20 protein-coding genes are annotated in these 26,765 nt (G+C 46.3%); 12 read left to right on the forward strand and 8 right to left on the reverse strand.

Features of this window, described 5'->3' with window-relative positions:
• The first annotated feature begins 26 nt into the window (after positions 1–26).
• The 3 genes from ACJJIL_RS09545 to ACJJIL_RS09555 are packed head-to-tail and all read left to right on the forward strand — an operon-like array spanning position 27 to position 6,497.
• Positions 27–914: an ABC transporter ATP-binding protein gene (locus ACJJIL_RS09545; RefSeq protein ID WP_282932862.1), complete on the forward strand. Its 888-nt coding sequence runs from the start codon at positions 27–29 to the stop codon at positions 912–914.
• Positions 911–4,321: an ABC transporter permease gene (locus ACJJIL_RS09550; protein ID WP_445361802.1), complete on the forward strand. Its 3,411-nt coding sequence runs from the start codon at positions 911–913 to the stop codon at positions 4,319–4,321. The genes ACJJIL_RS09545 and ACJJIL_RS09550 overlap by 4 nt, the downstream gene beginning before the upstream one ends.
• A gap of 31 nt (positions 4,322–4,352) precedes the next feature.
• Positions 4,353–6,497 (forward strand): TonB-dependent receptor, encoded by a 2,145-nt coding sequence (locus ACJJIL_RS09555; RefSeq protein WP_445361803.1) that lies wholly within the window; start codon positions 4,353–4,355, stop codon positions 6,495–6,497.
• A gap of 99 nt (positions 6,498–6,596) precedes the next feature.
• On the opposite strand, the gene ACJJIL_RS09560 is transcribed toward ACJJIL_RS09555, so the two are convergent.
• The 5 genes from ACJJIL_RS09560 to ACJJIL_RS09580 form a co-directional block, all read right to left on the reverse strand.
• On the reverse strand, positions 6,597–7,280 hold the full coding sequence (locus ACJJIL_RS09560; protein ID WP_445361804.1) for a VOC family protein: 684 nt from the start codon (positions 7,278–7,280) through the stop codon (positions 6,597–6,599).
• 291 nt (positions 7,281–7,571) lie between these two features.
• Positions 7,572–8,183 carry a hypothetical protein gene (locus ACJJIL_RS09565; RefSeq protein WP_444897389.1) on the reverse strand — a complete coding sequence of 204 codons (612 nt, stop codon included), beginning with the start codon at positions 8,181–8,183 and terminating at the stop codon, positions 7,572–7,574.
• Between the two features lie 318 nt (positions 8,184–8,501).
• Entirely contained in the window at positions 8,502–9,800 is a 1,299-nt protein-coding gene (locus ACJJIL_RS09570; RefSeq protein WP_445361805.1) for a type II toxin-antitoxin system HipA family toxin, read from the reverse strand.
• A complete protein-coding gene (locus ACJJIL_RS09575) occupies positions 9,794–10,150 on the reverse strand; it encodes a helix-turn-helix transcriptional regulator (RefSeq protein WP_444939203.1) in 357 nt (118 codons plus the stop codon). The genes ACJJIL_RS09570 and ACJJIL_RS09575 overlap by 7 nt, the downstream gene beginning before the upstream one ends.
• A 680-nt stretch (positions 10,151–10,830) precedes the next feature.
• Positions 10,831–11,349, reverse strand: a complete 519-nt coding sequence (locus tag ACJJIL_RS09580) for a MerR family transcriptional regulator (protein WP_445354159.1) — start codon at positions 11,347–11,349, stop codon at positions 10,831–10,833.
• Between the two features lie 270 nt (positions 11,350–11,619).
• On the opposite strand from ACJJIL_RS09580, the gene ACJJIL_RS09585 reads away from it, so the two are divergent.
• The gene (locus ACJJIL_RS09585) at positions 11,620–12,606 is read left to right on the forward strand and encodes an LLM class flavin-dependent oxidoreductase (RefSeq protein WP_445361806.1); all 987 of its coding nucleotides are present in this window, start codon (positions 11,620–11,622) and stop codon (positions 12,604–12,606) included.
• A 214-nt stretch (positions 12,607–12,820) separates the two neighbouring features.
• On the forward strand, positions 12,821–13,285 hold the full coding sequence (locus ACJJIL_RS09590) for a GNAT family N-acetyltransferase (RefSeq protein WP_445354161.1): 465 nt from the start codon (positions 12,821–12,823) through the stop codon (positions 13,283–13,285).
• A 120-nt stretch (positions 13,286–13,405) separates the two neighbouring features.
• Here ACJJIL_RS09590 and ACJJIL_RS09595 read toward each other — a convergent pair whose 3' ends face one another.
• Positions 13,406–13,939: a Dps family protein gene (locus tag ACJJIL_RS09595; RefSeq protein ID WP_445361807.1), complete on the reverse strand. Its 534-nt coding sequence runs from the start codon at positions 13,937–13,939 to the stop codon at positions 13,406–13,408.
• 261 nt (positions 13,940–14,200) lie between these two features.
• On the opposite strand from ACJJIL_RS09595, the gene ACJJIL_RS09600 reads away from it, so the two are divergent.
• The 3 genes from ACJJIL_RS09600 to ACJJIL_RS09610 all read left to right on the forward strand — a co-directional run bounded on the left by ACJJIL_RS09600 (position 14,201) and on the right by ACJJIL_RS09610 (position 19,324).
• Positions 14,201–14,689, forward strand: a complete 489-nt coding sequence (locus ACJJIL_RS09600) for a hypothetical protein (protein ID WP_445361808.1) — start codon at positions 14,201–14,203, stop codon at positions 14,687–14,689.
• 615 nt (positions 14,690–15,304) lie between these two features.
• Positions 15,305–17,350: a S8 family peptidase gene (locus tag ACJJIL_RS09605; protein ID WP_445361809.1), complete on the forward strand. Its 2,046-nt coding sequence runs from the start codon at positions 15,305–15,307 to the stop codon at positions 17,348–17,350.
• 588 nt (positions 17,351–17,938) lie between these two features.
• The gene (locus ACJJIL_RS09610) at positions 17,939–19,324 is read left to right on the forward strand and encodes a S8 family peptidase (protein WP_445361810.1); all 1,386 of its coding nucleotides are present in this window, start codon (positions 17,939–17,941) and stop codon (positions 19,322–19,324) included.
• 100 nt (positions 19,325–19,424) lie between these two features.
• Here the strand turns inward: ACJJIL_RS09610 and zigA are convergent, their stop codons facing one another.
• Together zigA and ACJJIL_RS09620 are read right to left on the reverse strand one after the other, a co-directional pair.
• The gene (zigA, locus tag ACJJIL_RS09615) at positions 19,425–20,630 is read right to left on the reverse strand and encodes a zinc metallochaperone GTPase ZigA (protein ID WP_444913870.1); all 1,206 of its coding nucleotides are present in this window, start codon (positions 20,628–20,630) and stop codon (positions 19,425–19,427) included.
• A gap of 121 nt (positions 20,631–20,751) precedes the next feature.
• Positions 20,752–20,907 (reverse strand): hypothetical protein, encoded by a 156-nt coding sequence (locus ACJJIL_RS09620; RefSeq protein WP_444913869.1) that lies wholly within the window; start codon positions 20,905–20,907, stop codon positions 20,752–20,754.
• 602 nt (positions 20,908–21,509) lie between these two features.
• Here ACJJIL_RS09620 and ACJJIL_RS09625 point away from each other — a divergent pair.
• The 4 genes from ACJJIL_RS09625 to ACJJIL_RS09640 all read left to right on the forward strand — a co-directional run bounded on the left by ACJJIL_RS09625 (position 21,510) and on the right by ACJJIL_RS09640 (position 26,697).
• Positions 21,510–23,420, forward strand: a complete 1,911-nt coding sequence (locus ACJJIL_RS09625; RefSeq protein WP_444913868.1) for a VCBS domain-containing protein — start codon at positions 21,510–21,512, stop codon at positions 23,418–23,420.
• An 87-nt stretch (positions 23,421–23,507) separates the two neighbouring features.
• Positions 23,508–23,738 carry a hypothetical protein gene (locus tag ACJJIL_RS09630; protein ID WP_444913867.1) on the forward strand — a complete coding sequence of 77 codons (231 nt, stop codon included), beginning with the start codon at positions 23,508–23,510 and terminating at the stop codon, positions 23,736–23,738.
• 427 nt (positions 23,739–24,165) lie between these two features.
• A complete protein-coding gene (gene tnpA, locus ACJJIL_RS09635; RefSeq protein WP_444913866.1) occupies positions 24,166–24,600 on the forward strand; it encodes an IS200/IS605 family transposase in 435 nt (144 codons plus the stop codon).
• Positions 24,601–25,041: 441 nt separating this feature from the next.
• Positions 25,042–26,697 carry an OTU domain-containing protein gene (locus ACJJIL_RS09640; RefSeq protein WP_445361811.1) on the forward strand — a complete coding sequence of 552 codons (1,656 nt, stop codon included), beginning with the start codon at positions 25,042–25,044 and terminating at the stop codon, positions 26,695–26,697.
• Positions 26,698–26,765 lie beyond the last annotated feature (68 nt).

The raw sequence follows: 26,765 nt of genomic DNA on the forward strand, positions 1-26,765 counted from the left end.
CTTATAAAACGGGGTTAGGAGGAGAGATGCAAAATCAATCAGGGTTGATCATCGAAGGGCTCTTTAAGACATATAAAAATGGGGTGAAGGCGTTAAACGGCGTTAACTTGGAAGTTGGCCCCGGCATGTACGGATTACTTGGGCCTAATGGTGCCGGGAAAAGTAGTTTGATGCGTACCTTGGCTACCCTGCAAACCCCGGACAGTGGTCGGATCATGCTGGATGGTGTGGATGTGCTGGCAAAGCCGGACTTTATGCGCAGTAAACTGGGCTATTTGCCGCAACATATCGGCGCCTATCCTGGAATTGCAGCGCGGTCATTGCTGGAGCGTTTTGCCTGGCTCAAAGGCTTCACCGAAACAAGCGCAAGGCGCCGTGAAGTGGATAGGCTATTGGAGCAGGTCAATTTGGCCGATGTAGCCGATCGAGCCGTATCAACCTATTCCGGCGGTATGCTGCGTCGTTTTGGTATTGCCATTGCATTGATTGGCGAGCCGCGCCTGATCATCGTTGACGAGCCAACCGCTGGCCTGGACCCGGCTGAACGCAATCGCTTTCACTGTGTTTTGGCGGATGTCGCGGCGGATGCCATTGTATTGCTCTCTACTCATATTGTTGAAGATATCGAAAACCTGTGCCAGCGCCTGGCCATATTGGCCTCTGGGCGTATTGTTGTTGAGGGCACAGCCCCGGAGGTCACAGACCCTCATATAGGCAAGATGTGGCAAGCACTGATTCCCCGTGGCGAATCACTTCCCGCATCCCTGCACAATATTGCCAGACCCGATGGTACCCAGGTAATCGTACACGGGGAAAAACCCGCAGACTCTCGTTTTACTGCCCACACGCCTCGCCTGGAAGATATTTATCATCTGGCTATTGAGCAGGTAAAAGACCAGCGGGAGGCTGCATGAACAAGCTGGCGCTTATTGCCCATGAGGCAAAGCTGGAGATAAGAGCCGGATTTAGCAGCGGCATCGTGGCTTTGGCCTTCTGGGGGCTGGTAATCTACCTGCTTCTGAATTTGGTCAATGCCGACTATATGCAGAAAATGGGGGCCACAGATATTCCCCGGAACTCACCGTCACTCATTTACCTGATGGGTGCGGGATGTATGTTCTTTCAGTTTTTTGCTTGGGCCTGGGTTTTCTCGCAGCCTATTTTGCGGGACCGCAAAGCCAGTCTGCATGAAGTGATCTATACAACACCGAATTCCCTGAGCGTAATGCTTTGGGGGCGGTTTCTTGGCGCTGCGGTAATAGGAGCCATATTAAGTGCATCTGCGCTGGTAGGGTTTTTGGTCTCGCCGGTATTGGTGTGGATGGGCTTGCTTCCCGAAACAGCGATTGGCCCAGCGCCCTGGAAAGCCCTTGGATTTGCATGGATCTGGTTACAGATTCCCGCGAGCATCGGTATTGGCGCTCTGTATTTTGTCGCTACGCTGCGAACCCGCAGCCTGGCCGGTCCTTTTGGACTCGCAGCGGCTTTAATGATGTTGTGGATGTTTGCTGTGATCGTTCTTCGGGGTGGCAATATTAATCCGCAGCTGGCTACGGTAATGGACCCCTCGCTATTTACTTTCGTTTATACGGAGGTTACTTCCTGGACACCTCTGCAAAAATCAACCTCGCTATTGCCGTTTACTTTGGGTTCGGTACTGAATCGAATTCTATGGTGTCTTGTTCCTTTGCTTGCCTTGGCGGCTTGCCTGAAATACTTGCGAAGGGAAACACTGGTACTGGAAGGGGCTGCCAAACCTGCCCGGGCGAAGGCCGCTAAAAAGGCAGCCACTCGCAAGGTTAAAGATTTCTCTTCATCTAAGCCCGACACCGCATCGGTTGGCCGCTCCCTGCGTCAACTCATGCTGGAAGCCCGCTGGAGATTATTTCACGTATGGAGTAGTCGCGCTTGGTGGGTCGGTGTTGCGGTCCTGGTAATAATGGGGGTGGCTAGCTCGTTTACCCAGATCATCTGGCACGCTGAAGGGCCTATGGCACCGCGCTTGGAAATGCTATTGCCGCTTCTCAAGGATGTTATTTTCCTGGTTATTGCTTTTGTAATCGCCGCATTGACTGGCTTGGTGTGCCGCAGGGATCAGGTGCCTGGGTTTGACGACATGCTGTCTGCAACCCCCGCGCCCGACTACACACGATTATTTGGCGTTGCCCTTACCGTATTCGCCATGACGGTGCTGTTGGCCCTGTTGCCGGGTCTATCGGGCATTATTGCTGTGCTTCTCACCGCTCCCGCATCTGTCGATATCATACAGGCGTTCACTTATCAATTGCTGATAGTGACAGCTCCTTTATTGGAGTTGTCGATGATGGTGCTTTTGGTGCATGCATTGTTCCGCCATGCGGGCTTTGCCTATTCCATGTCAATGTTTGTGACCTTTATTCTGGTCCTCAATCATGAGCTGGAGCTGGTGCATTACCCGCCCTATGAAGTGGGTATCACCGCTCATATTCAACTGTCAGCACTCAGTGGTTGGGAACCCTGGATCGGTTATTTATTGGCCTTGGATGGTTTTAAAGTTGCGCTTGCCCTATTGATGATCGGCCTGGCTGCTCTTTTGATTCCCCGTGGACTGGATAGCCGCATGTCTCAAGGTTTTGCCTTGATACGTTCACGCCTTATGGCCCCTCAGGGTGCCCTGGTGGCTTGTTCTGCTTTATTTCTTCTCGGTCTCGGTTCTGTATTGGGAGATAGGCTGGTAGTGCAGGGCGGGTATCAATCACCAGAGCAACTCAAACAAGAAGATGCCCTCTGGGAATCTTATTGGCTGCCGAAAGCGAGTGGGTTTGAGGTGTCCGGTGGTGAATTGAATATCAATATCGACCCGGATAACCAAACAGTAGAAGGTGAGTGGTTATTGCATAAAGTCTATGTCGAAGGGCAGGGCTTGCAGTTTGAATTACCCCACGGATTTGTATTGGTTAAGGCCTCAGTGGGCGGGCGTGAAGTCACACCGGATCAACGTTACGACCATATGTCGCTGCCAGTATCAGGCTGCTCTGATCAGGGTTGTAATATCAAACTGTTGTGGCAAATGAAGGCGCCGGGGTGGTCCGCAGAGGGAGAACCCTCAGGGCTGACTGCCAGTGGAGTCTGGTTACAAGCGAGCGATATTGTTCCGCGTATCGGTGTTGACCCCGAGCGTATCTTGCGTGTGTCAGCGGAACGTGAAGCGCTGGGCTTGAACCCTGAGTTCAGCCTGCCGGCTTCACAACTGGCCACAACCCTTGAGGGCGCGGCCCCATCGGGGGACTGGCGTTGGCAGATCCAAATCCAAAGGGATGATAAAAATGTCTTTAGTGAGCAGGGGAGCACTCATGGCCCCTTGGATTTCTCCATTCAATGGGCACCCAATACGAAACTAGCGGTATTCGATGGGTTTGATATTTCCCATGATTCCGATCGTTCAAATATGGTTTCCGCCATTGCTAAAGACGTTGGGCAGATGCAGGCCTGCGTGAGCCAGCGGCTGGGTACTGATATCGAAATTAAACGGATTGCCCAATGGCCAAGAGGACTTGGAGAGACACGGGCCAGCGGTAATTTGCTGCAACTGTCCGAGGGGCCTCATTGGGATATCGCCGATGAAGGTACAGGGCGCTGGCTGCGACGGGTCGATATCGCCCGAGCCTTGGCCCGCCAGCATTTACTGGAAAGTTCGGACTTACGACGTATTGCCGGCTCCGCGTGGCTCAGCGATGGAGTTTCTGGAGCGATTGGCCTGCTTTGTGTAGCGGAAATCGACGGCATTGAAGTGCTTGATGATGTGCTGGTTCGATACTCCGATAAGACGACCAGAGACTTGGCTGGCAGTGAGGTACCCGTTGAGCGCTTAAGCACCGCACCGATTTCCGGTTGGACTCGCTACTACGCGCCGGTGGCTGCACTGGACTGGACGCTTCTGCAATCTCCTGAGTCCCTGTCCGCGTTACTCGATGACATCAAGCAGCAGAAGAATATTGAAAATGTACTGAGCGTTTATGTCGGTGAGACACGGACACAAAATATGCTCGGGGCTCCTCTGTCATCAGCTCTGACGGTCGAGTACCTGGAGTCCGGTCAAATACGCCTGGACGGACAGCGTTGGCGCTGGGAGAAGGGTGGATGGCAACCGGTCGCACAAACGGCCAGCTACCGTTTGCTAGCCGATATCAATGAGTTGGATTCCGAGGTCATCAATGGAAAAACGCTGATTGAGCGTCTGCCCTCGGAGAAAGTTCTAGCACTGGATATCTGGCCTTCCTATCAGCGGGACCCTGCACAGAATTTACTGGCTGAGAGTTCTGAAGTATCGAATATCAATTAATAGCCTAAGTAATAGAAAGGAAATTCAATTTATGCTCAGCTTAAACCTAGATAAGAAAGTACTTGCGAAACAAATTTCGCTAATATCGGCAAGTCTGCTATACGCTTCCGGAGCCTACTCTGCGGCGGAAGGAGCGGAAAAGGAGAGTTCTTCCGAAACAGAAATGGAAGTCGTTGAAGTTACTGCCCGGCTTACAAAAGAGAAAGCCAAGGATGTTCCCTTCAGCTTGAGTGTTGTTAGCGAAGAGGATTTGAAAAACCGATTGCTGCTCAATTTTGAAGATGCATTACGCAGTGCACCTGGAGTAGATGTTTATTCTTCCAGTGGTGCGGTGGATGCAAATATCCGTATTCGCGGGGTTGGTTCACTGACTCAGGTAAATAAGGATGATGGCTCCGTTGTAGTGAACCTTGATGGCGTATCTATGCCTGCGGGAAATGTGTCACTTGGGACTTTGGATATCGAAAGACTGGAAATATTAAAGGGGCCTCAAGGGACCTTATTCGGGCGCAACAGTGAAGCTGGCGCTATTAATATTACCACTAACAAGCCAACCGAAGAGTTTGAAGCTTACGGACGTGTAGAGCTCGGAGAGGATAACCAGAGTTTATATCAAACTGTGATCAGCGGCCCATTCTCTGAATCACTCCGTGGCCGAGTAGCCATCCGACATATCAGTGAGGACCATTGGGTTGAGAATACGACTAACGGCGATCCAATGACTGAACCCAAAGACCTGGCTTTCAGAGGTAGTCTGGAATGGGATTTGGGTGCGAAAACATCAGCCTTATTTATTGCTGAGAAGCAACAACAGGAAGGCTTTCTGAACCTTCAGTTATTACAACCTTTCGGTGATGACCCTGGCAGTGAACACACACCAGGAGCTTTTGACGATAATGAAAAAACCGTTGAGCGATTTTCCACTGAAATCAATCACCAATGGGCTAATACTCAACTGACTTCTATCACTGCATTGGTCAACACGGATTTTAGTTACCTAACCGGTTTTGACCAAGAGACTGCCCAAGCAGTGTTCAATTTCCCAATGGAGTATCTTCGTGGCGATAGCCAGGACGAGCAGACCATCAGCCAGGATCTACGCTTGTCCTCATTGCCTGAGGCAACTACATTCTGGGTGATTGGACTCAATCTACAAGAAGGTGAAAGAAGTTTTGACTCAATTGATTTGGTGTCCTTCGCCAATCAATACCGGGATTACGATACTGATAGCCAGGCTATTTACGGTGAGACTACATTACCTGTAACTGACTCCCTGAAATTTACAGCTGGATTACGTTACACCCAAGAGAGTAAGAAGTACGCCGGTGAGTATTCCAGCTACGGTACGGATGGCAATCTCTACGTTTCTCAAGATCAAAGAGATTTGGACGATAGTTATACAACTGGCCGCTTGGCTCTTGGTTATTCGCTGTCCAATTCCACAAATATCTATGCAGTTGCCGCACGGGGCTATAAATCCGGTGGGTTCAATGACTTTGCTTTGCAGTCTGCCGATAGCGTTGCTTACAAGCCCGCAACTGTCGACACCTTCGAGCTAGGCATTAAAAATGAGTCAGACAGTCTGAATATCAGTGGTGCTGTATTCTTTAGCTCAGTGGAAGATGATCATTTGTTAGGCTTTGATTTTGCTTCCTATTCCTCTGCTGCAGTAAATGCAGATACGGAGACATTTGGTGCAGAGCTTGAGGCCGATTGGTTTATAACCGAGCGGTTTAGTATTGCCGGTGGCTTGAGCTTCCTGGATACGGAAATTACAAAAGATGTGTATGGTGTTTCCGGCGGTGACGTTTTGGCGGGTAATGAAGTGCCTGACGTACCCAGCTGGAGTGCTAGCCTGGCATTGAATTACTACCAGCCTCTGCCAGACTTTATGGGGTTAAGCGCACCGGCTCTCAATACTAACCTGACTGTACGCCATGTAGATGAGCGCCCGGCAGATGCACAAAACCACTTTAACCTGGATGCTTACAGCAAGGTGGACCTTCGTGTAGCACTGCAAACGGACTCTATGGAGCTTTATCTGTTTGCTGACAATCTGCTTGATGAGCAGTATCAGTTATATGGCTACACCAATGCGATATTTGCCCCTGATGCCAGAATAGGGGCGCCGGCAAAAGGACGTCGTGCGGGAGTTGGAGTTCTATACCGTCTGTAATGAGATTTCGACAGTTTAGTTAACGACTGTTTTATCTATCTTGATGGTGAGTGGATCAATCTCTGTAGAGATTGATCCACTAAATAGCTCAGAGGCTCCTTAGCTTGCTGGGTTAATTGTACTCCCATGCAATAGAGTCGGGTCTAAATTTTCTCTCAGTCCACTAACCTCTATACCCGTAACTTTGGTTGTAGGCCCGGGTTTGATATTAAATATGGAATCTTTATCGATTAAACGTTGTACAGTTTTCCAGTCCTGTTCACTGACTTCCATGTGCACTTTACTCAGGCCAGTAGCACCATTTTTATGGTTTGTTTCTTGAGGGTACTGAGGTGGGTTATATGGACTTACAATAAATGGCAGTCGCTCAGAGCGAGGATAAACAAAGCGGAAGCTGGTTTTTTGTCCGTTTGGCTTGGTTCGTTGCCAGGGAATCACTCGCCCGGTTTGAACACCCTCACGCTTCATCGCTGAAAGATCATTATCAAAATCGTCACTGACTAAGGCAACATCACAAAAACCTTCCCCTTCTTGCGACCAACGTATCATCCTATGTCCTGCGCCCCGGCCGGCAAAGAGGTCAATAATCCATTTGAAGTATTGAGCATTGGATGGTGATGTTAGTAACTCAATAATCGCTCCCTCACGAAACCAAATATGTGCGTGCTGAGCACTTTTTTCTTTCGTTGCATAATCTACGGTAAAACCCAGCTGGCGAAAATCCTGTACGGCTTGATGAATATCCTCCACCCAGAGTAAAACGTGGCTACAGCGTGTTCTCATAAGAGTGCCTTTTGTCTAAAAATAGTGTTGCTTGTTTGGTTTTTATTTTTTAGGCGGCAGTTGTTAGTTAATCATTTCTTGTGGTTGATTTAACCATACCAGAAATTACGATAAGGGTGATTTAACTTTTTCCGAAATTTTAACAATTATGAAAGTAATAGAATCTACTTGGTGATTCTTTCAGGAATTGTATGGGCCGCTAAACAGTGTAGGGGTCAACGCTCCGTAGTGAGAATCGGGTGTCTACTTCTAAAAACACAAAAGATTGATGTGGCTTGGACCGAGCAGAAATTACTCTGAAACCTCAGGTTTGATCCCCACGCAATATTTGGCGGGAACCTCATCTAAGCTAAATGCCTTCATCAGTTTTCTGCTTGCTCCCACATAGGACTCTGCCGTTGCACCTGACCAGTAACCCGTATCACAACTCAGGGAAACACAATCGCCTCCAAAAGTTACAAAAGACTTATCCCGTACAATCTTGCATGTGCATATGGCTTTAAGTGGATTCATCGGGTCGACAATGCAGGGTTGATCCAGGCAATCAGTCCACGGTTTACCTTCGGGGCAGGAAAGTACAGGCTTGGTGGGAGCCTGCGCGAAAGAAAATGTCGATAAGGCTTTTTTGACGTCGTTTGAGTCAGTCACAGGAGTTCGGTTTTTACATTCAGAAAACCCGAAGTTCAACCCCTTATTAACGTCACATCTGCAAACTGCATTTGAATCTGGATTACTGGGATCTGGAATGCATGGGGCAGATGTGCATAGAACATACTCATTATTACAAATGATGCCCTCACTATTCTTGATTGAGTTATGACTATTCTCTTCTGCTGCCGTTTTAGCTCCCATAAAAGCAAGGGAAATCAAAATTATTGTGAATAGAAGTGACAGTTTCATCATGAGCAGCTCTTTTATACGTTAATCGCCAAAATAGAATGTAAGCTGATATTTCTCAGATGAAGACGATTGAAGTGTCGTTTTTTCGATTGGACTTGACTTCATCCCGCTCGATATCTCATGGACTATAAGCCCGTTTACGGTGCCTCTGTTCTATTCGACAAGGGATCTTTGGAGTTAAAAGATACACTGGGGCCGCCGTGGGAGTATGGTTGGGAGGCTGAAGGTTTTAGCGGTAAAATTTGGGATCGAACCCTGGCTCCATCCTTGGGGCCACAAAAGAAGTGGGTAGCGGCTAGGTCAATGACATATAGATAAAATTCAAGTTAGCTTGCGGTGGTTTTGGCCAATTTCAATAATCCAGCTTTCAGAGACACCGGAGGCTTCAGCGAACTGCTCCCAATTTGCTACCGCACTTGCGACCTGATCAATTATCTCCATTGGGCGCTTAATACTGATGGATTCCCCTAATGTTATTAAGTCATCTAAATTGAAGTGATCACGCTTTCCGTTAATACTTATCTGGTGTTGACTTGTCCAAGCTCCGCCAGGATTGTGGGCATAAGTCAGGTCAAAGGCTGGTGAAAGAGACCATTCTCCGGCTGGGTCCATAAGAAATGCAATATTCTTTGTATGATCATCTTGATTCCTGGCCAATACGTTGAAGACCATACGGCGATATTGCTGAACGGCTTCATTTTTAGGCAGATATAGTTCACGCATTATGCTGAATACTTGCTCATAGGAGTGTGCGCCTGCCATGTTGAAATCCAAGTGCGCAATACCACATAGAGACTGCATATGAAGCTTTTGCCCGTTTACCCGATCAAAGCGCCGCGTCATAAAATGCGCTCGGCCATTTTCCTCCAGTAGCCCGCACTCCGCCATATTGATACCCGCTTCGCGAGCCATATGATAATAGGCGTATTCAACCCGCCCATAGCCATCGCTTGCCCTGAATTCAAGATCTCCCGCGCCGTCAAATTTTAAAAGCCAGTAGTCATAGCCTTTAGGGGCGGGGACCTGACCAGAGCGAATATCCCCCTTATCATTCATGGCAATAACTGCTTTTGCTCGAGCGCCTCCCGCACTGGTGCCTACGCGCAATATGTCCAGCAAGGAGCCTGATTTTTCAGTATCACTATTTCCAAATTGCGTGTTGAGATCCGTCTGCCTATTGGTAATTGCGGCAGCTAGTTTGACTAATTCTTCAACGTTCAGGTCGACAGAATCTTTGAAAGTGCCGTCCACCGCCGGTTGAAATTCAAGCGCTCCCATGCCACGAGTACCGGTGTAACAGAGTCGCTCAATAGAGTTGAAGCTCTCTGGAGTTCGCCCTTGGCGTGCGAGCCAGGCATCAATCACCGCATTGCCGAATTTATCAGGCAGGCAATCGGCGAGGAGTCCCGGTAATCCTTTAAATGTTTCCCGACTGAGGCCGCGAAATGTATATGGCTCATGTGAAGCTTCAATGGGCATGGTTATCGGAGCTATATCCAGCCCCCGACGCAAGAACTCTGGCGCATACTCGAATGAACCATAGCCACTGTCATCCCAGTGGACAGCGCCTACCAATTCGCCCCACAAGTGAACTGTTGCGGCATTTGTCTGGTTTACCATTCCGGCTTGCTCCTTTTTTTATTGTTGTTCAAGGGCAGGGTATCGCGCTGATTTTGTGAGCTTCGGCTGGCTCTCTGCCGCTGTTTGCCTTGAGTAGCAATTTGCATCGGACTTACTGCTAGTTCAGGTAAGAAGTTATCCAATGAATCAAGTTGGCGAAGTACTCTCAGCGCAGCAACAAGGCTATCAAGCCTGCCACGACCAGCCTCCAGCCCTTTAATGGTGGAGGTGGATAGGCCTGCACGCTCAGCCATGTCATCCTGGGTAAGGTTCATTCGTAAGCGGTACTTTTTTAGACGGTTGCCCAGCGTCTCAAGTATTTGCTTATCTGACTGACCGTGAAATCCCATAATAGTTGCCTTTCCACCCTTTGAGTAAGTTTTAGCATATTAGCGGGTGCTTTTTAAACTATTATAGTATGTATAGGTTAAAAGTGTTAATGGTTGGAGATGCAGCTATCAAGGCTTAATTTTATCGTTAACAGGTGTTATTCAGGCTGTAATCTGTATTAATTCTATTATCGATGGAGGCTCGCCTATACCGGAAACCCAACTTCTGCTGGCGATAAGAGAAACACCTGTTCTACATAAGATTTGATGCCATAAGCGGGCGACTACTTTCCCCGGGGATGAATAGGCTCCACTGCTGTTATTAGGTTTCTTGCCATTGCCAAATGGAAACAACTTAGGGGTTTCTATGGAGATTTACATTAGATACTGCCATGAACATTGGCTCGCAAATTAACTAGAAACAATTTGTTTCCTTGTATTGCTCTATGGGTAAATCAACAGTAGTTGACCGTTACAAAATTTATCCCTGTTAACTTTAAGTTAGGAGGAAGGTTTTTGTATACGCTCACCTATAGTTTGTCGAGTAATTGAAAGTTGATCTATAGGTATGGTTGGGAGTTCTTTAGATTCGGGAGGCGATGAAGCTTACATATTGATAATTAGCTAGCAGAGCGACGGCAAGAGAAAGTACATAGATTAACGACGGGGCAATGCCTTAAATCAACTGCTGTTGACGCTCTCTAGGCCTTAAAACCTCTTGTACTTTTTATTTCTTCAGGTTTCATACCTAGAGACTCAAGAAACCTTTGGTGTTGTTCAGGTTCCATTTCCTCAAACTTATGGTGCCAAGCGAGCATAGAGGCTTCATCAAACCCTGCCGCTCTCATTATTTCTACCCATCGGTTCTTAGTGACCATTTGATCTTTAAGCAAACTTGGCTCCTTTAATAGGGCGACGATCGCTCTCTGTTGTTCTTTAAGCTTGTGGATTTCGCTCTCCAATTGATAGAAATGATTTTCCAGAATCCGAGACTGAGATGAAGTGTTTTGGCCATCAAGTAATCGTTTTATATCGTTCAGAGATAGGCCGTAGGAACGATAGGCAACAATAGCTTCCAGCCTTCTAGTCTCATTTTTTCCATACCAGCGATAGCCGTTATCTGAGCGCCGTGTGGGCGCAAGTATTCCTTCCCGTTCATAGTAGAGAATCGTTGCCCTGGTTATACCACAGTGCCTGGCCAGTTCCGTAACAGTTAGCATAAATGCTCCAGAAAGGTAGAGCAGGTGATGATGAACCCTAAACCTGTAGACAGGCCAAGTCGGAAGGCGACACCTTGAATTGCTCTTATGGAAGTGTAAAGGAGATTTGAACGGCTCCGTAGTATCCCTTCTTTTGTGTTAATGAAAATAACACTTACCGTAGGTTTGTGTATATGGCGAATATATGGTCATTTATTTGCTGTTGACCCGTCTATAGATGCAGGGTTCAAAGTTCTGGGCTTTATCAATCAGCGGGAGGTGTATTTGGTTATGGGTCACTCAATTAGCAATATTAAGAAGTCATTATTCTGGCTTTTGGACTATCATCCGGAGGTCGAAAAATACCCCATTTTGTTGATGAAGCACTGTATAGAACATACGGTGCTGTCTGAAAGAGCTGGCTTCAATAGTGTTTGGTGTGCAGAGCATCACTTCCAGCATCTGGGACATATTCCTAACCCTGCTGTTTTCCTTTCAGCGCTTTCCCAATTGACTGAAAGGATACGCCTAGGTTCGGGAGTTTCTATCTTACCCCTAAGGAGTCCGATTCAGGTGGCAGAGGACTATGCCATGTTAGATATTTTGTCTGCAGGGCGCCTCAACATGGGAGTGGGTACAGGTGGGCAACTTCTGGAGTCGGACGGAATGGGGTATGACTTTTCAAGCCGAGGGGAGAGATTTAAGAATAACCTAGCTGAGATTCAAAAGCGTTGGAAGCTGGCTTTGGAGGGCCATAGAGGAGTTGAGTCCTTAAATATATCTCCTGTGCAAAAGCCTTCTCCCCCAATTTACATCGCGAGCAATAACCCCGAAAGTGCATATGAAATTGGAAGGTCGGGATATGGCCTGATAACAATTGTTGCGCCTTCAACCGAGAATATTGATGTAATCGCTGTGCGAATTGAGCGGCATCGTCAGGGATTGGCTGATGGCGGCTTTGGTAAGGACCATGCGGAAACTGTGGTTACCATCTTCTCCCAGGTGGGGGAATCGGAAAAGGACGTGAGGTATTCAGTAGAGCCTGCTTTGGCCCGAGTGATTTCTTATCTTTCCGGTAACAAGGTCTCAGATGCTTCGGGGATATACAACTGTATGCGTGATAAGGGAACAGGGCTTTTTGGTACTCCAGCGGAAGTTCAACAAATGATTGCTCGTTATCAAGGTATTGGTGTTGAACATATGGCATTTATCAATCGATTTGGTGGTTTGGATTGGTCTGTTGCTTTACGTAGTCTCGAATATTTAGGAGACATTTAAGAGGCGATCTATAAGCGCTGGGATCAAGATCTCAATAAACCGGCCCCTGATTAAGGGGCTCATCCCCTCTACTTAAGCGCTATTCAATAGAGAGTTGTACGCTTTCCTTCCTACAAACCCAGCTTGTTGCTAGTCAAAATTACTGATAAATTCAAAATGTGATCACATTTTGATTGGGCAAAAATGTAAATAAGTTAAAGGGAAGGGATAGTTTATGGTGGGTCCGATTGTAAAGGCCGGGGCGAAGCAGAGTAGTGAGGTAGCAGGACTGGTAACAAAATTGCTACAAGCTCTTGTCGGTCATAAGCGCAACATCGATCCAGAGGTCATGGCAGTAACGGCTAAGAAGCTACTTTCACAAGAAAATGGATTTTATGCTTTCCTATATTATGCCGATGGAGCTCCAGTGGGCGTTATTACCCTATCAAGGTCTGCCGCTATTTATGCCGGTGGCAACTACGGGGTAATCGAGGAGCTTTATGTTGAACCAGAGTTCCGTTCACAGTTTATTGGCAAGGCTCTTTTGGATGAGGTGATCAGTTTTGCAAAGGAAGAGGGCTGGCCACGGCTGGAAGTTAGTACTCCGGAAAGAGAAAACTGGCAACGAACAATTGATTTTTACCTCCGAGAAGGTTTCCTTGAGAATTCGGTCGGGGAGAGGTTGAAGCTGGAGCTGTAGCTCTTAACCTGAAAAGGAAGAGGTCGCTTTGGAAAATGAAAGTCGTATTGGTTGAGTTTGATCTGACAGGGTAATTCTAAAAGTAGCGCTGTCTGCCAGATCAAGCTTGAGCCAAAGGGCTCAGTGGTGTGTCAAACCAGAGGTGCGGCTAGCTTCAAACAAAAACCATGACCGCTTTTCTGCCTGATCAATATACTCTTCCAGCAAGCTTGCGGTAGCAATATCTCTATGCTCATCACAAAGTTCGTGGACTTTACGCATACTTGAGATCATTTCCCGGTTATCTTCGCCTAGCTCTAACAACATATCTTGCGGATCTACATACTCGGCATCATTGTCTGAAGATCGTTGTAGCTTGGCGATATGGCCAATGGAGCGAAGCGTAGTGCCTCCTAGTTTGCGCACGCGCTCCGCCAGGGCATCGGTCATCTCGAATACTTCATCGGCTTGATCATCGAAAAGCAAATGATAGTCCCTGAAGTGGGGGCCGCTAACATGCCAGTGAAAGTTCTTTGTCTTCATATATAGGCTGAAAGTATCTGCCAGCAGGGTATTAACGGCAATAGTAATGCTGGCCCTCGCACTCTCACTTAAATCAGAAGGGGCGGCTAGCCTGGATTGTGTGCCTACCGCTTCTCCAGTTGCTTTTCTCATATCAAACCTCACAAGTTATGACAAAGGGACAGGTGTGGCAGTCGGTGTCTCCATGGCACTAGATTAGACACCTATATGGCGACTAGCCATTCACAAAGGGTTGGAAGCCAGAGAGAACCAGTACATTATTTTTTCATCAGTCTTATACTGGTTGATATATCTCAAGCGTATATGGAGGAGTCTGTTTGAGATATAAAGCGGCTCAATCTGATTTGTTAAAAGGCTCTTAGGATAGGTAATGCAGCTACGGAGAATTGCTGAGTGTTCAATAGCTTCAAAAAGGAAGAGTTGTCTAGAAAGTTGTGTAATCTTTTAACGGATGCATATCTAAAAGTAAAAGACCTTGATTATGATGAGATAGTTACTGAGTTTGACAAGGTTGAAAGCATACACTACCCGCTTATTCAAGAATATCCAGATTTAGTGCTTGAAACAAAGCGGCGTATCGCTGAACAGAAGTTTTTATTGCTTTCTGAGAGAGGCTTATCTTTTGAAGTCATTCAAGGTCTTTACAAGGATGTGCACGACTTGGGGTATTTAAACATTGATAGCGAAGATACTCTGGAAACAATTTTTTGTCGGCACTGCTTAAACCACCAAAAGTATGCCCTTGCCATTGAAGTTGCTACTGCACTTAAAAAAAGTGTCCTCTCTGAACTTGATAGTTCTCGGGGAAGCAAAGAAGCCTATGCCCATAAAGCTATAGCCAGGTGTGATCGTTTAATTTCACTAGCGAAAGAACACCTATAAAGGCCGAGATATAGCAGCTATACAACTCGGAGAAATTAGATTTGATGCTGCTTTATCAAACGGTGAATGGTTAGCTCAAGTAAGAGGCTGATAACTAGCGCCGATTAAAGTAGTAGATTTTTTCTTTTCTTTCATACTCGCAATAGCGCCCATCCCTCATTGAATCAACTTGCCAGTCATCAAAAGTCATAGTTAAATAAAATATTTTTGATGTGATATAACGTTGCTTTATGCTTGAGGGATAAGGCCGTATTTTTTGTCATAAGTCATCTGTTAATCCTCTTTGGCTGAGTCTCTCGTGAACCATTCCACACTTTTTTGCGGAAAAATATTTATTACCTGAGTTTTTTGTAGAGATTTAAAACTTGTCATCGCAGTCCACATGAGTTTCGAGATCTCCATTGAGGACAACAATTTCCAAGTCGTTATACATTTGTACCAAGTTGAAACAATGGTACCAATTTCGCTCAAGCTAACTAAATGATCCTAAATTCAGCAGTTTTTGGGCTTTCCCTTTATAGAATTTATTTAGCCAAAGCGGGGCGGTTTAGGAGTAACCGATATCGAATAATTTTTTGGTATTGGAATAAATATAACTTCGGAGAAACCACAATAATGAAATTATCTTTAAAATTTCTTTTACAAAAGACGGCTTTAGCAAGTGCATTCTCATTGCTATGCACTGCGCCTTTTGGTGCCTATGCGGAAGAAGCGGATAACAAGCTGCTAACTGATCGCATCATCGTTAAGTACAAAGAAAGCGCTAAAGTTGGACGGGCCGCTACTATGGCTCAGGAAACTGTGGAAAAAGCTTCCCGTCGCGCCGGCCATAAAATGCAGCATCTGCGCCGCATAGCTACTGGCGCTCAGGTAATGCGCCTGGAAGGTCGAAAAAGTAGAGCTGAAGTAAATGCAATTATCGATCGCCTGAGGCAAGACCCGGATGTGGAGTACGCGGAACCAGATCTGATCTTGAAAGCAGTGGCTGTACCTAATGACCCAAGTTACCTCAATCAGTGGCACTACTATGAATCTACCGGTGGCTTGAACCTTCCATCAGCCTGGGATACCACTGCGGGTAACGGGGCTGTTGTCGCGGTACTTGATACTGGTTATCGACCCCATGCAGACCTGGCAGCCAACATTTTGCCGGGCTACGACATGATCGACGATACCTTCGTTTCTGTAGATGGCGATGGTCGCGATAGCGATGCCACCGATCCGGGTGATTGGTATAGCTCTGGTACTTGTGGAGATAGCTCTTCAAGCAACAGTAGCTGGCACGGTACCCATGTTGCCGGCACTATCGCTGGCGTTACCAACAATAATCTTGGTATCGCTGGTGTTGCCTATGAGGCCAAGATTGTTCCTGTCCGCGTGCTCGGCCGTTGTGGTGGCTATACGTCAGATATTGCTGACGGCATCATTTGGGGCGCTGGCGGTTCTGTCAGTGGCCTGCCAACCAACGCGAACCCTGCCGACGTACTCAATCTCAGTCTTGGCGGCAGCGGAAGTTGTGGCACTACCACACAAAATGCCATCGATACTGCTCGCAGTCTCGGTGCGACGGTTGTTGTAGCTGCTGGCAATAGCAATGCTAACGCAAGCCAATTTACTCCTGCCAGTTGTGATGGGGTGATCTCAGTGGCTGCGACTAATCGCAGTGGCGGTCGTGCTTACTACTCTAACTACGGCAATGTAGTAGATGTTGCAGCGCCGGGTGGAGCACAGAGCTTCGCTAACGACTCCGACGGCGTCCTCTCTACCTATAACAATGGTGCTACTGACCCCGGCAGTGATAGTTACTATTACATCCAGGGCACCAGTATGGCGGCACCTCATGTGGCCGGTGCCGCAGCATTGCTCTACTCTGTAGACCCTACCTTGACCCCAGATGAAGTTGAATCAATCCTCACCAGTACCGCACGGAGCTTCCCGGCTTCTTGCAGCAGCTGTGGCTCAGGTATTGTCGATGCAGCAGCGGCCGTAGCCTCGGCCAATGGCGGCGGCGGTGGTGGCGGTAACGATGGCGGTGAACTTGAAAATGGTGTTGCTGAGACTGGTATCGAGGGTAATAGTGGTGATGAAATTAACTTCACCCTAGAAGTGCCTAACAACGCTACAGACTTGTCTTTTGTAATGTCCGGTGGAAGCGGCGATGCTGACCTCTACGTTCGCCATGGCAGCGCTCCGACAACCAGTACCTATGACTGCCGCCCCTATACCTCAGGCAATAATGAAACTTGTGATATCGATAACGTACAGGGAGGAACCTATCACGTCATGGTACGTGGATATAGCTCCTTCTCTAACGTTAGCCTCGTAGGCAGCTACACCGCAGGTGGTGGCGGCGGTGGCGGTAGCGACAGCTGGGAAGAGACAAATCTCAGTGGTTCCCGCAACAGCTGGCAGCACTTCACTATCGACGTTGACAGCGGAGCTTCAACGCTGAGTGCCGTAATGTCTGGTGGCAGTGGGGATGCAGACCTCTATGTTCGTTTCGGCCAAGAGCCCACCCGCACAGCGTACGATTGTCGTCCTTACGAGTGGGGTAATGATGAAAGCTGCAGCATCAGCAATCCAGGCGCAGGTACCTGGTATATCAGTATCCGCGGTTACTCTGACTACTCTGGCGTTTCTCTGAGTGCTAGTACTGAGTAAATGGGCTAACTCCCATTCGACAGGTTCCTGTGGGGTGGATAGATAGCTGTTCTACTCAAATAATGCCAGTCAGTTAATCTGACTGGCATTTTCATTTAACACGTTGATCTCCGCAGAATCCTTTCCCAGTTATATCGCCGGCAATATCACCAATTCTGTGATGATCATTTCTACTGTGCGATTAAAGCTCGTTTTATCAGAGTGAATCACCTTCAAGTTCCAGCCTTTTCTTTAAAGTTGAAAAATTTTCGAAAAGTATTTTGCAGCCTTTCTGTGCACAGTGATTGGAAAGCCCTTAGTTATCTCTATATCGGTGCAAAGACAGATAAATAAGTTTGTTTAGGTGGAGGCTGTCACAAGAATAGAAAGAGGCCGGCAATCACCTAAGAAGGATACATCGGTTGCCACTACTATCCCTGTGGGCAAAATTGAAACACTGGTACTAATTTTGTCTCAATATCCAGCCATGACTTGCTCAGGCATATATCTTGCGTAAAGCCTAACGTGCCCTGTCACAACAGGGACAGTGGTACTAATGGTTAGGATGTTACACCCCGTCGGCTAAATCATCATGGAGAGATAACAATAATGAAGTCACTGTTGAAAAAATCCACTCTAGCAGGTGTGTTTTCACTTCTATGTACAGGCTCCTTCGCCACCCAAGTGGATAACCTAAGTAGTTCCCCAACAACTGACCGGATCATTGTGAAATACAAGCAGGATTCCACGATCGGACGGTCAGCGAGCATGACTCAGGAAACTGTGGAGAAAGCCTCTCGCCGTGCGGGCCACAACTTGCGCCACTTGCGGCGCATGGCGACGGGTGCACAAGTCATGCACCTGGGGAGCCGAAAAAGCCAAGCCGAGATCAACCAGATAATCAACCGCCTAAAACAAGACCCCAATATTGAGTACGCTGAGCCCGACTTGATGATGCACCCTATGGCGATCCCAAATGACCCCAGCTATTACGACCAGTGGCACTACTTTGAAGTTGATGGTGGACTGAATTTGCCCGCAGCCTGGGATATAACTCAAGGGGAGGGCGTGGTAGTAGCAGTTATTGATACCGGTTATCTCGCTCACTCAGACCTCATGGACAACTTGCTGCCTGGTTACGACATGATTTCGGATTCCGATATCGCTGTAGATGGGGATGGCCGTGATAGTGATGCCAGTGATCCCGGGGATTGGTATACCGATAGTTACTGCGGAAACCCACTGTATCCGGAGTTTGATAGCAGCTGGCATGGCACTCATGTGGCCGGCACCATTGCTGCCGTCACCAACAACAATATGGGTATCGCTGGGATAGCCCATAAAGCAAAAGTACTCCCCGTTCGAGTACTCGGTCGCTGCGGCGGTTACACTTCTGATATTGCCGACGGCATTGTCTGGAGCGCTGGCGGCTCGGTTAGTGGTGCACCAGCCAATGAAACTCCGGCCCAAGTGTTGAACTTGAGCCTGGGTGGTCTTGGCCTCTGTGGAAGCACAACTCAAAGCGCCATTAATACGTCCCGTAACCTGGGCGCAACCGTTGTTGTTGCGGCGGGTAACTCTGGGCGGAATGCCTTCTGGTTTTCGCCGGCTAACTGTTCAGGAGTCATTACAGTATCCGCAACCAACCGATCCGGAGGGCTTGCTTACTACTCCAACTACGGCAATGTGGTCGATGTAGCCGCCCCTGGAGGTGAAACTAACTCGGTGGAATCCGATGGCGTTCTCTCTACATTAAACAGCGGCGCGCGAACTCCCGGTAGTGATAGCTTCGCTTACTACGCCGGCACCAGCATGGCCGCTCCACATGTTGCCGGTACAGCCGCACTTATATATTCAGTCAAGCCCGATGTTACACCAGATGAGGTTGAATCCATTCTCACCAGTACAGCCCGAAGTTTTACAGGCTCATGTCGGCGTTGTGGATCAGGCATTGTTGATGCGGCGGCAGCCGTTGAGGCTGCTATAGAGGATTGAATTGTAGAAAGGAGTAAGTTTGATAAAAGACCGGCACTTTGCCGGTCTTTTACACTTTTCCACTAAAGGATCTAGCCAAGTACAGGGGTGAGGTTAATATTCATCCTTGTTCCCATGCGGGAAATGGATCATTCAATGTCGCCCAGTATTCTTTGCCTCGTAGCACTTCGTCCTCGCTTAGCAGGCAGTCATCAAGCGCTTTTGTCATGCTGGTTTGATTCAAACTCTGGCCAATAAATACTAGTTCTTGCCGCATATCACCAAAGGGTTCTACCCATTGTTTTTCAATGGAGCTGCGATAACTTTCGTCTGTGGGCCAGTTTTCTTTGGGGACAGCTTTCCAGAACATCCCAGCGAACCCATAGTGGGCAATACCTCCCGCTTGACTCCACTCGCCTGCAAACTCAGGGCGGGACGCCAGCCAAAAATACCCTTTGGAGCGAATTAACTTGCCGTGCCTCTCAGTATTGTGCAGAAATTGATGAAATTTTTCTGGATGGAAGGGTCTACGTGCTTCGTAGCTGAAACTGCTAATGCCATACTCTTCCGTTTCAGGAATATGTTCACCTCGCATCTCTTTGAGCCAACCAGGTGCTTGCTGCGCGCGCTCGAAGTTAAATAAGCCGGTACTTAGAACCTCGTCAATATCGACTTGCCCCTGAGAGACCGGAACTATTTTTGCCTGCGTATTTAGAGTTCGCAGAATGGCCTCTAGGCGCTCAACATCAGAAGGGCCAGCTAAATCTGTTTTACTGATCAGAATGACATCTGCGAACTCGACCTGGTCGATCAGCAAGTCAGTTACACTGCGTTCGTCGTCTTCGCCTAATGATTCACCAGCATCCTGTAAAAATACGGCCTCGTCATAGTCCTTTAAAAAATTGACTGCATCGACCACCGTCACCATTGTGTCCAAACTGGCAACATCAGAGAGAGAAACACCATTTTCGTCGGCAAAAGTGAAGGTTTCTGCAACGGGTAAGGGTTCAGAAATCCCTGTTGATTCAATAACGAGATAATCAAACCGTCCTTCCTGCGCAAGCTTAGTGACTTCCTCCAGAAGGTCTTCCCGCAGAGTGCAGCAAATACAGCCATTACTCATTTCAACAAGCTTCTCCTCACTACGGTTAAGAGAAACCTCGCTCTGTACTTTCGTCGAATCAATATTGATTTCACTCATATCATTGACGATTACAGCAACTTTTTTGCCTTCGCGATTGTTCAGTATGTGGCTAAGTACGGTAGTTTTACCGGCACCTAGAAAACCTGAAAGGACGGTGACTGGGAGTTTGTTTGTATGTGCCATTAGCCTCTCCGCACTCTGAGTGTTCATCCATGTGTATTAGGTTAATCAGATGGTGCGCAATGATATATCGTATCTTTTTTGAGTCAAGCTATTTCATCTATATGAGGGTAGGGCAGTAGTATTACCGCTCCTCCTTTACCCGCTTACTCCGCCCACTTTCATGCCGCTCCCGCATGTCGTAATCAATGTAGCGATCGGTCGTAGCCATACTTGCATGTCCCGCTTCATCGCGCACATGCTCGCGGGGACGGTAATTCGTATCTTCAGAAATATTCATCAGGAAACAAAAGTTGATGTTGTCTACTCATTGAATGACTTTGTCTTCGTTAGCAACTTCCCCACCTAAATTGTTTTCCGGGTTTAGTAGGCCTCGACACAAGAATCTCCTGGGAAGGCGCGCTCTGATTATAAGGTGCTCTGAAGGTCAGAGAAATCACAGAAATATTCAGCGGTTACCTATGGGCCAGGGATGCAAAAAATATAGTCGAATAATATCGAAATAATACATAGAGATTGAAAGTGGTGAGCTTATGGGGCTGTGCCTGCATCTATATAAAGTTCACAAAAATGAGAAAAAACACCAAGAAAGACTAAATTCTAAAATTTAGCGCCATAAATCTAATGACGCTAACGAGTTTTATACAATAATTAGGCCTCCAATGTTTAGGTTTAGTTGTGGCTAATTAATCCACGTTTGTTTAGTGAATGATTATGTTTTGGGCAGGGCAATATATGCATATGATTTGGTTGATTTATTGCTTTGTTAAAAAAATGTTTTTTTGATGGTTGCTGAGCAATCAATTTAATAAATAGATTGTCTGTGTAGCCAAAAAGTTAAACACGGAAAAATAATCTTAGAAATAGTGCTTTGGAGAGTGTGTGAATAATATAGGTATGATCTCAGCCGCCATTTTGTTATCTGTTCTTGCAGCTTCATGCGGAGGTGGCGGAGCAGACTCAAACTCTGACCAAAACACGGATGAAAGTTCTGTTGGGAACAGTAGCTCAGGAGGCGGCAACTCAGGAGGCGGTAATGACTCAGGAGGAGGTGATGACTCAGGAAATGGTGATGACTCAGGAAATGGTGATGACTCAGGAAATGGTGATGACTCTGGCGGCAGCAGTTCGAACCAAATAACAGGTGGTTCTGGTAGGATTTCAGAAAATCTCGAAGAAAGAGTTTCAGGGAAACTTTCCAGTGACACAAATAGTGAAATCCAATTTACTCCAGGTAGCTTTCAAGGGGTTTATGGCGAGCTTGAAATCAGTGTAGATGGAAGTTGGGTGTATGTGCTTGATGACCTTCTCTCAGATCCAATTAAAGGGGGAGAAGTTGTCAGCGATGATTTCGATATAGGTATTCAGGCAAGTAATGAAACAACTCCCATTGCGATTGCTATTGTAGGGTTTGATGATCCATACGAATTTAATGTAGAAACACCAATTGGCACATTAGTGGTTGGTGACACGGAGTACTTAACCGGAGCGCTAACTATCAGTGATGTCGATGGAAATGCACCAACCTTTAATGATGAAGCTATTGAAGGCGAGTATGGCGATTTTAGTATAAATAAAAATGGTGATTGGGAGTACTACCTTAACGAGAAAGCTGAAGATATTCCCTCAGGAAGCTCAGTTACAGAGACGATCAGTCTGTCACTTAGCGATAATAGCTCTCAACTATTAACGTTTTCTATTAATACGATAAAGGTTAAGGAGAGTAGTATTGTATTCATATATATGGAATTCGATGGTGACTCGTCGTTAGATATTCTCGGTGTATCTGATCTTGCAAATAGAGTTTTCAATAACCCAGACTCTATGAATAACGTGTATTATAATAATTCGCTTGGACAACATAATTTTGTACGGCATCGTGTTGAAGATAGTTCACTAGGGAATTATTGCTATGGCTCGCCTGGACAGTATGCCTCCTCAATTGATTGTGTGATTTTCAATGTCCCTGATGAAATAAATGGAGATATGCTTAGCTACCAAGAGATAATTGATAGGGTACATCTTGGTGGACGATACACAGACAGAGGGATGAGTTTTCGTGACGAAGCTACAAAGTGGGCCAAAGAAAACTTAGTGGATGAGAATAACGAACCTTTAGACCTAGGGAAATGGGACCATAGAGTCTATCTTTATCCGAAAGCTATTTTTGGAGCAAGTGCTATAGCTGCAACATGGGGGGGCTGGTCCTTAGTAGGGTTGGATTTTGGTCCAGCACGTGGCCTAGATTTTATACAGCATGAAGTGGGTCATAATTTTGGATTAGCTCATGCAAATTTTGATGGCAATAATGATGGGGATGCTTCTGATGGTAGGTATGGGGGGCTAGGAATAATGGGACTTGGCTATTCCAAAATATTTGGTAGTGGCCAGCGAGAATTCTTAGGTTGGTATGAGCTATTCCCGGAATATACAGGAGTAGTTACACCGACTGCGGGCGTTTTTCAAGAGGCAGAATTGCAATCAATTTACCTCGGCCCCGGGGAACTTTCAAAGGATATTCCCCAGCAAATAAAAATACAAAGTGAGGGTAGTAGCCATGGGAAAAATTACTACTACATTAATTACCATGCTCGCCATTCTATAATGTATCCAACCCAAAATGCTCCTTCGGTGATTGTTAGTTATGTCGATGATGGTGCATATAATGATGTGGCGAGACTTAAGTCGTTAGGCGAGTCTTTTGTAGATCCTATGAATGGGTTGGTTATCAGGTTTGAATCGATAGATGCTGTAAGTGGTTACGCAAAAATTTCCGTAAAATATAGTGACTGATTATATTTAAATAAATGTGTTTGTATGGTGGAGATTGTGTTGAGAGTGATATTGTTGATAATTTTGTTTGTTATGTCGGCGACTGTCTTGGCTGAGAGCGTTATAGTCGGGACGGTAGAGGAAATTGTTTTAGAGGGTGAGGGGTTTAGTCAAATGGAGTATGTTTTTTCAGTTAAGGATGAGGCTTCAGGAAATTATTTTTTCATTGGCAAGAAAGAAACAAAAGGCCTTGATGTAAAGCATGGAGATCGTGTCAGCATTAAAGCTGAATGTGAAGGCTCTCTGATTAGTAAAATTAGTGAGATTAATCTGCTATAAACATATTGCTGAGCGTGAGACGTACCTTAAGAGGGTATACATGACCGCGTGAAACTTGGGTCCTGGGAGTCGGTGAGATAATCACTAAATTCGATCATGAATCTGCTTAATAGTGGCTTCTGGGCCCAAATAGAAATACAAGCTAGTGCAAGAATTGTGGTCAACTCTTTTTGACAGCCGAACCCTAAGCGCCTCAGTATTTCATCTCCGCCATATTTGGTGGCAGCCTGTCCTTTTTTGATGTGTTACTTGTAGCAAAAGTGTCCAGAGATCTACATCTGTATTATTTTCTATGAATGCTGAACTTTTAATTAATACATGGGTAAACCACCGCCTCTGGGGGTGAGACTTGACAAGGCTCTGCCGTTCCGGCGTGCAGAGTAAAAATATGGCCTCCATGAACCGGCAAGTTCTTTAAGGAGGCCATATGCGAGATTGGCAGTGCCAAGCTCACGTGAAACATTATTGCAGGTACCATGTGGTATTTGTGCCCAAGTATCGAAAGAAAGCGTTATTTGGGGCATTGAGACGTGAGATTGGAGCAATATTCCGAGACTTGTGTCGTCAAAAAGGCATTGAGTTGGTCGAGGGGTACGCAATGAGGGATCACATTCATATGTTGTTAATGATTCCTCCAAGGTTAAGTGTTTCCAATACGGTTGGGTTTCTGAAAGGGAAATCTGCGATCCGGATATTTCGGAAGTACAAGCATGTACAGAGAGATTTCACAGGAAGACATTTTTGGGCTCGGGGCTACTGCGTGAGTACAGTAGGGCTTGATGAGCAGATGATTCGAGAGTACATCAAGAATCAAGAGGTTGAAGAACGCCGGCAAGAGCAGATGCAATTGGCGGGATTGTAACAAGCCCCCTCTGGGGGCTTTCACCATACCACCCGCTATGCGGGTGGTTGCTGATTATAAAGCACTTAAAGTTAAAATATATTAATTAAATAGTAGATCAAGGCTGAGGGAAAATGAAAAAGTTTATCAGCCAAGTTGCTTCCCCATGGGGTTGGTGGTTGCAGCAAGGTTTGATCTGCTTAATCCCGTGAAGGGTTTTCATCTGGCTTGTATCTGGAATGATGGGCTGAAACTATGGTGGGTAATGCGTTTATATTCAAGATTGATTATTCGCAATATTGAAATATTTTTTCCAACTGAATGGCAAGTCTTGGAGGTATAATAATAGATTGGTATTGGTGAGTAATTGATAGCACTAAGCCATATATCTTTTCCTAATGTGTATGGCGAAAAATTTGTTTTTCTAAGTTAATTATAAGAGAAAATCTCGGGAGAAATAATATGTCAGGTGGACTCTCGGCCACTAAAAATAAGGCTGGCGCGGAAAATGCAAATAATACCACAAGAGGGGGTGACACTGCTGGTGCCGCTAACGCTAATAGGCGTGAAAATGCGACAGCTGGCACTTTACAAAGACAAAGGTCGGGGAGGCTTCTAGATCTCATGCCTAGCATGCCTAGCATGCCGAGTGTTAGAAGCTTATCTCCTAATAGTGTGACGAAAGCAAAACATCCAGAAAGAGCAGAGGTTAAAGCAATAAAAGAGCTTCATGAAAAGCAAGTGAAGTTTTTGATGGGGCTATCTGAGGGAAGAGAGCCTGAATTATCGTTCAATGAGATGCTAGTAGAAATTATTAAAGATTTCCCGGCGTCAACAAACCCTGGGGGGGTAGCAAATAGAGCTAGGGAGATTGATCTTGCACTGAGTGCTTACCTTGGCGTCTTAAGGAATCAAGCCAAGGTTAAGAACCTTGACCGTAAGCATGACACTCTTTACCGTAATATGAAAGGAATCCAGGAAATTGTTGCTAACAATAAAAGCTTGGTTAATTTTAATGGAGGCATCAAAGATAAGTCTGTTGCTGAAGTTTGCAGTTTGATCAACTTTGGCTCAAAAAATGCGAGCGCTGGCATGAAGGACGATGATAAAAAATCCAAGGAGATAAGCGATGTCGCGCAGATTGCGAACTTTGTTGATAAAATTGGAGGATTGCCGCAAGCATCCGATCGTCTGGAAGATGTGGGTGAGCAAGCAATAATGTTGTTAAAAGATGTTTCAGGTGAAAATAGCCCGACAGAAAATCAAGTTAATAATGCGCGTGAAGCTGTAAAGCAGCGAATAGAAAATCTTAACAAACTGGATCTGGCACTTGCAAAACTTCCGGAATTTGTTGATAAAGGACGTTCTTCTTCGACTACATCGAAAAAGGTCGGCTGGGAAGATTCCTTTAGGAAGTACTGGAGCGAATTTGTAAATAGAACAACAATCAGAGATGTGCTAAGTTATATGGCTTCAGGTGCATACGAATACTTCACTAAGTCAGAAAGTAAGGAAGAGGGCGCTCAAAAAAAGGTTAACTCTATAGATATGAGAACTAGAGCCCTTGTGCGAACGAATCGAGGCGACATTTGTCCACAATTATTAGAAGACATTAAAACAGACGGGAAATGGTTTTCAGATACTGGTGATTTTATCCCATATTTACTGGCCCATGCGTTCCAGGTGCCCGTTTCTGTCGCAATGGTGAGCCAGGACAAACAAGGTGTGCAGGTGGTTACAAACGTGGAGGTCCATAATAAGGACTGTACAGATAATCCCGGAATCACCTTGGTCCATATTCATGGTGATGGTGATCGTACAAATCACTACGAGGTCCTAGATAATCCAGAGTCCCTCGCAAGATACAGAAGTTCAGGCAATGTTGAGAATAAGGTGAAATACGATCAACTGGAAACTCAGGAAATTAAAGGTGATGGCAATTGCTTGTATAGAGCCTTTGCTCAAGCATTCGCTGATCAATCCGGAAATAGGCCATATAACAAGGAGGATGACTATAAGTCTATTCGACAGCAACTTGCATTGTGGGTCGAAGTAAACAAAAGTACAAAAATAGTTCAGCGTGTTATTACTTTACTTACACCGTCGACCAATTCTTAGGTGTATCATTGATCCCAATCTAGTTACATAGAGCGCTAAAAGAACGTGCCGCGAGCTTTAATAGCTTG

The organism is Microbulbifer maximicatervae (SeqCode), assembly GCF_052468095.1.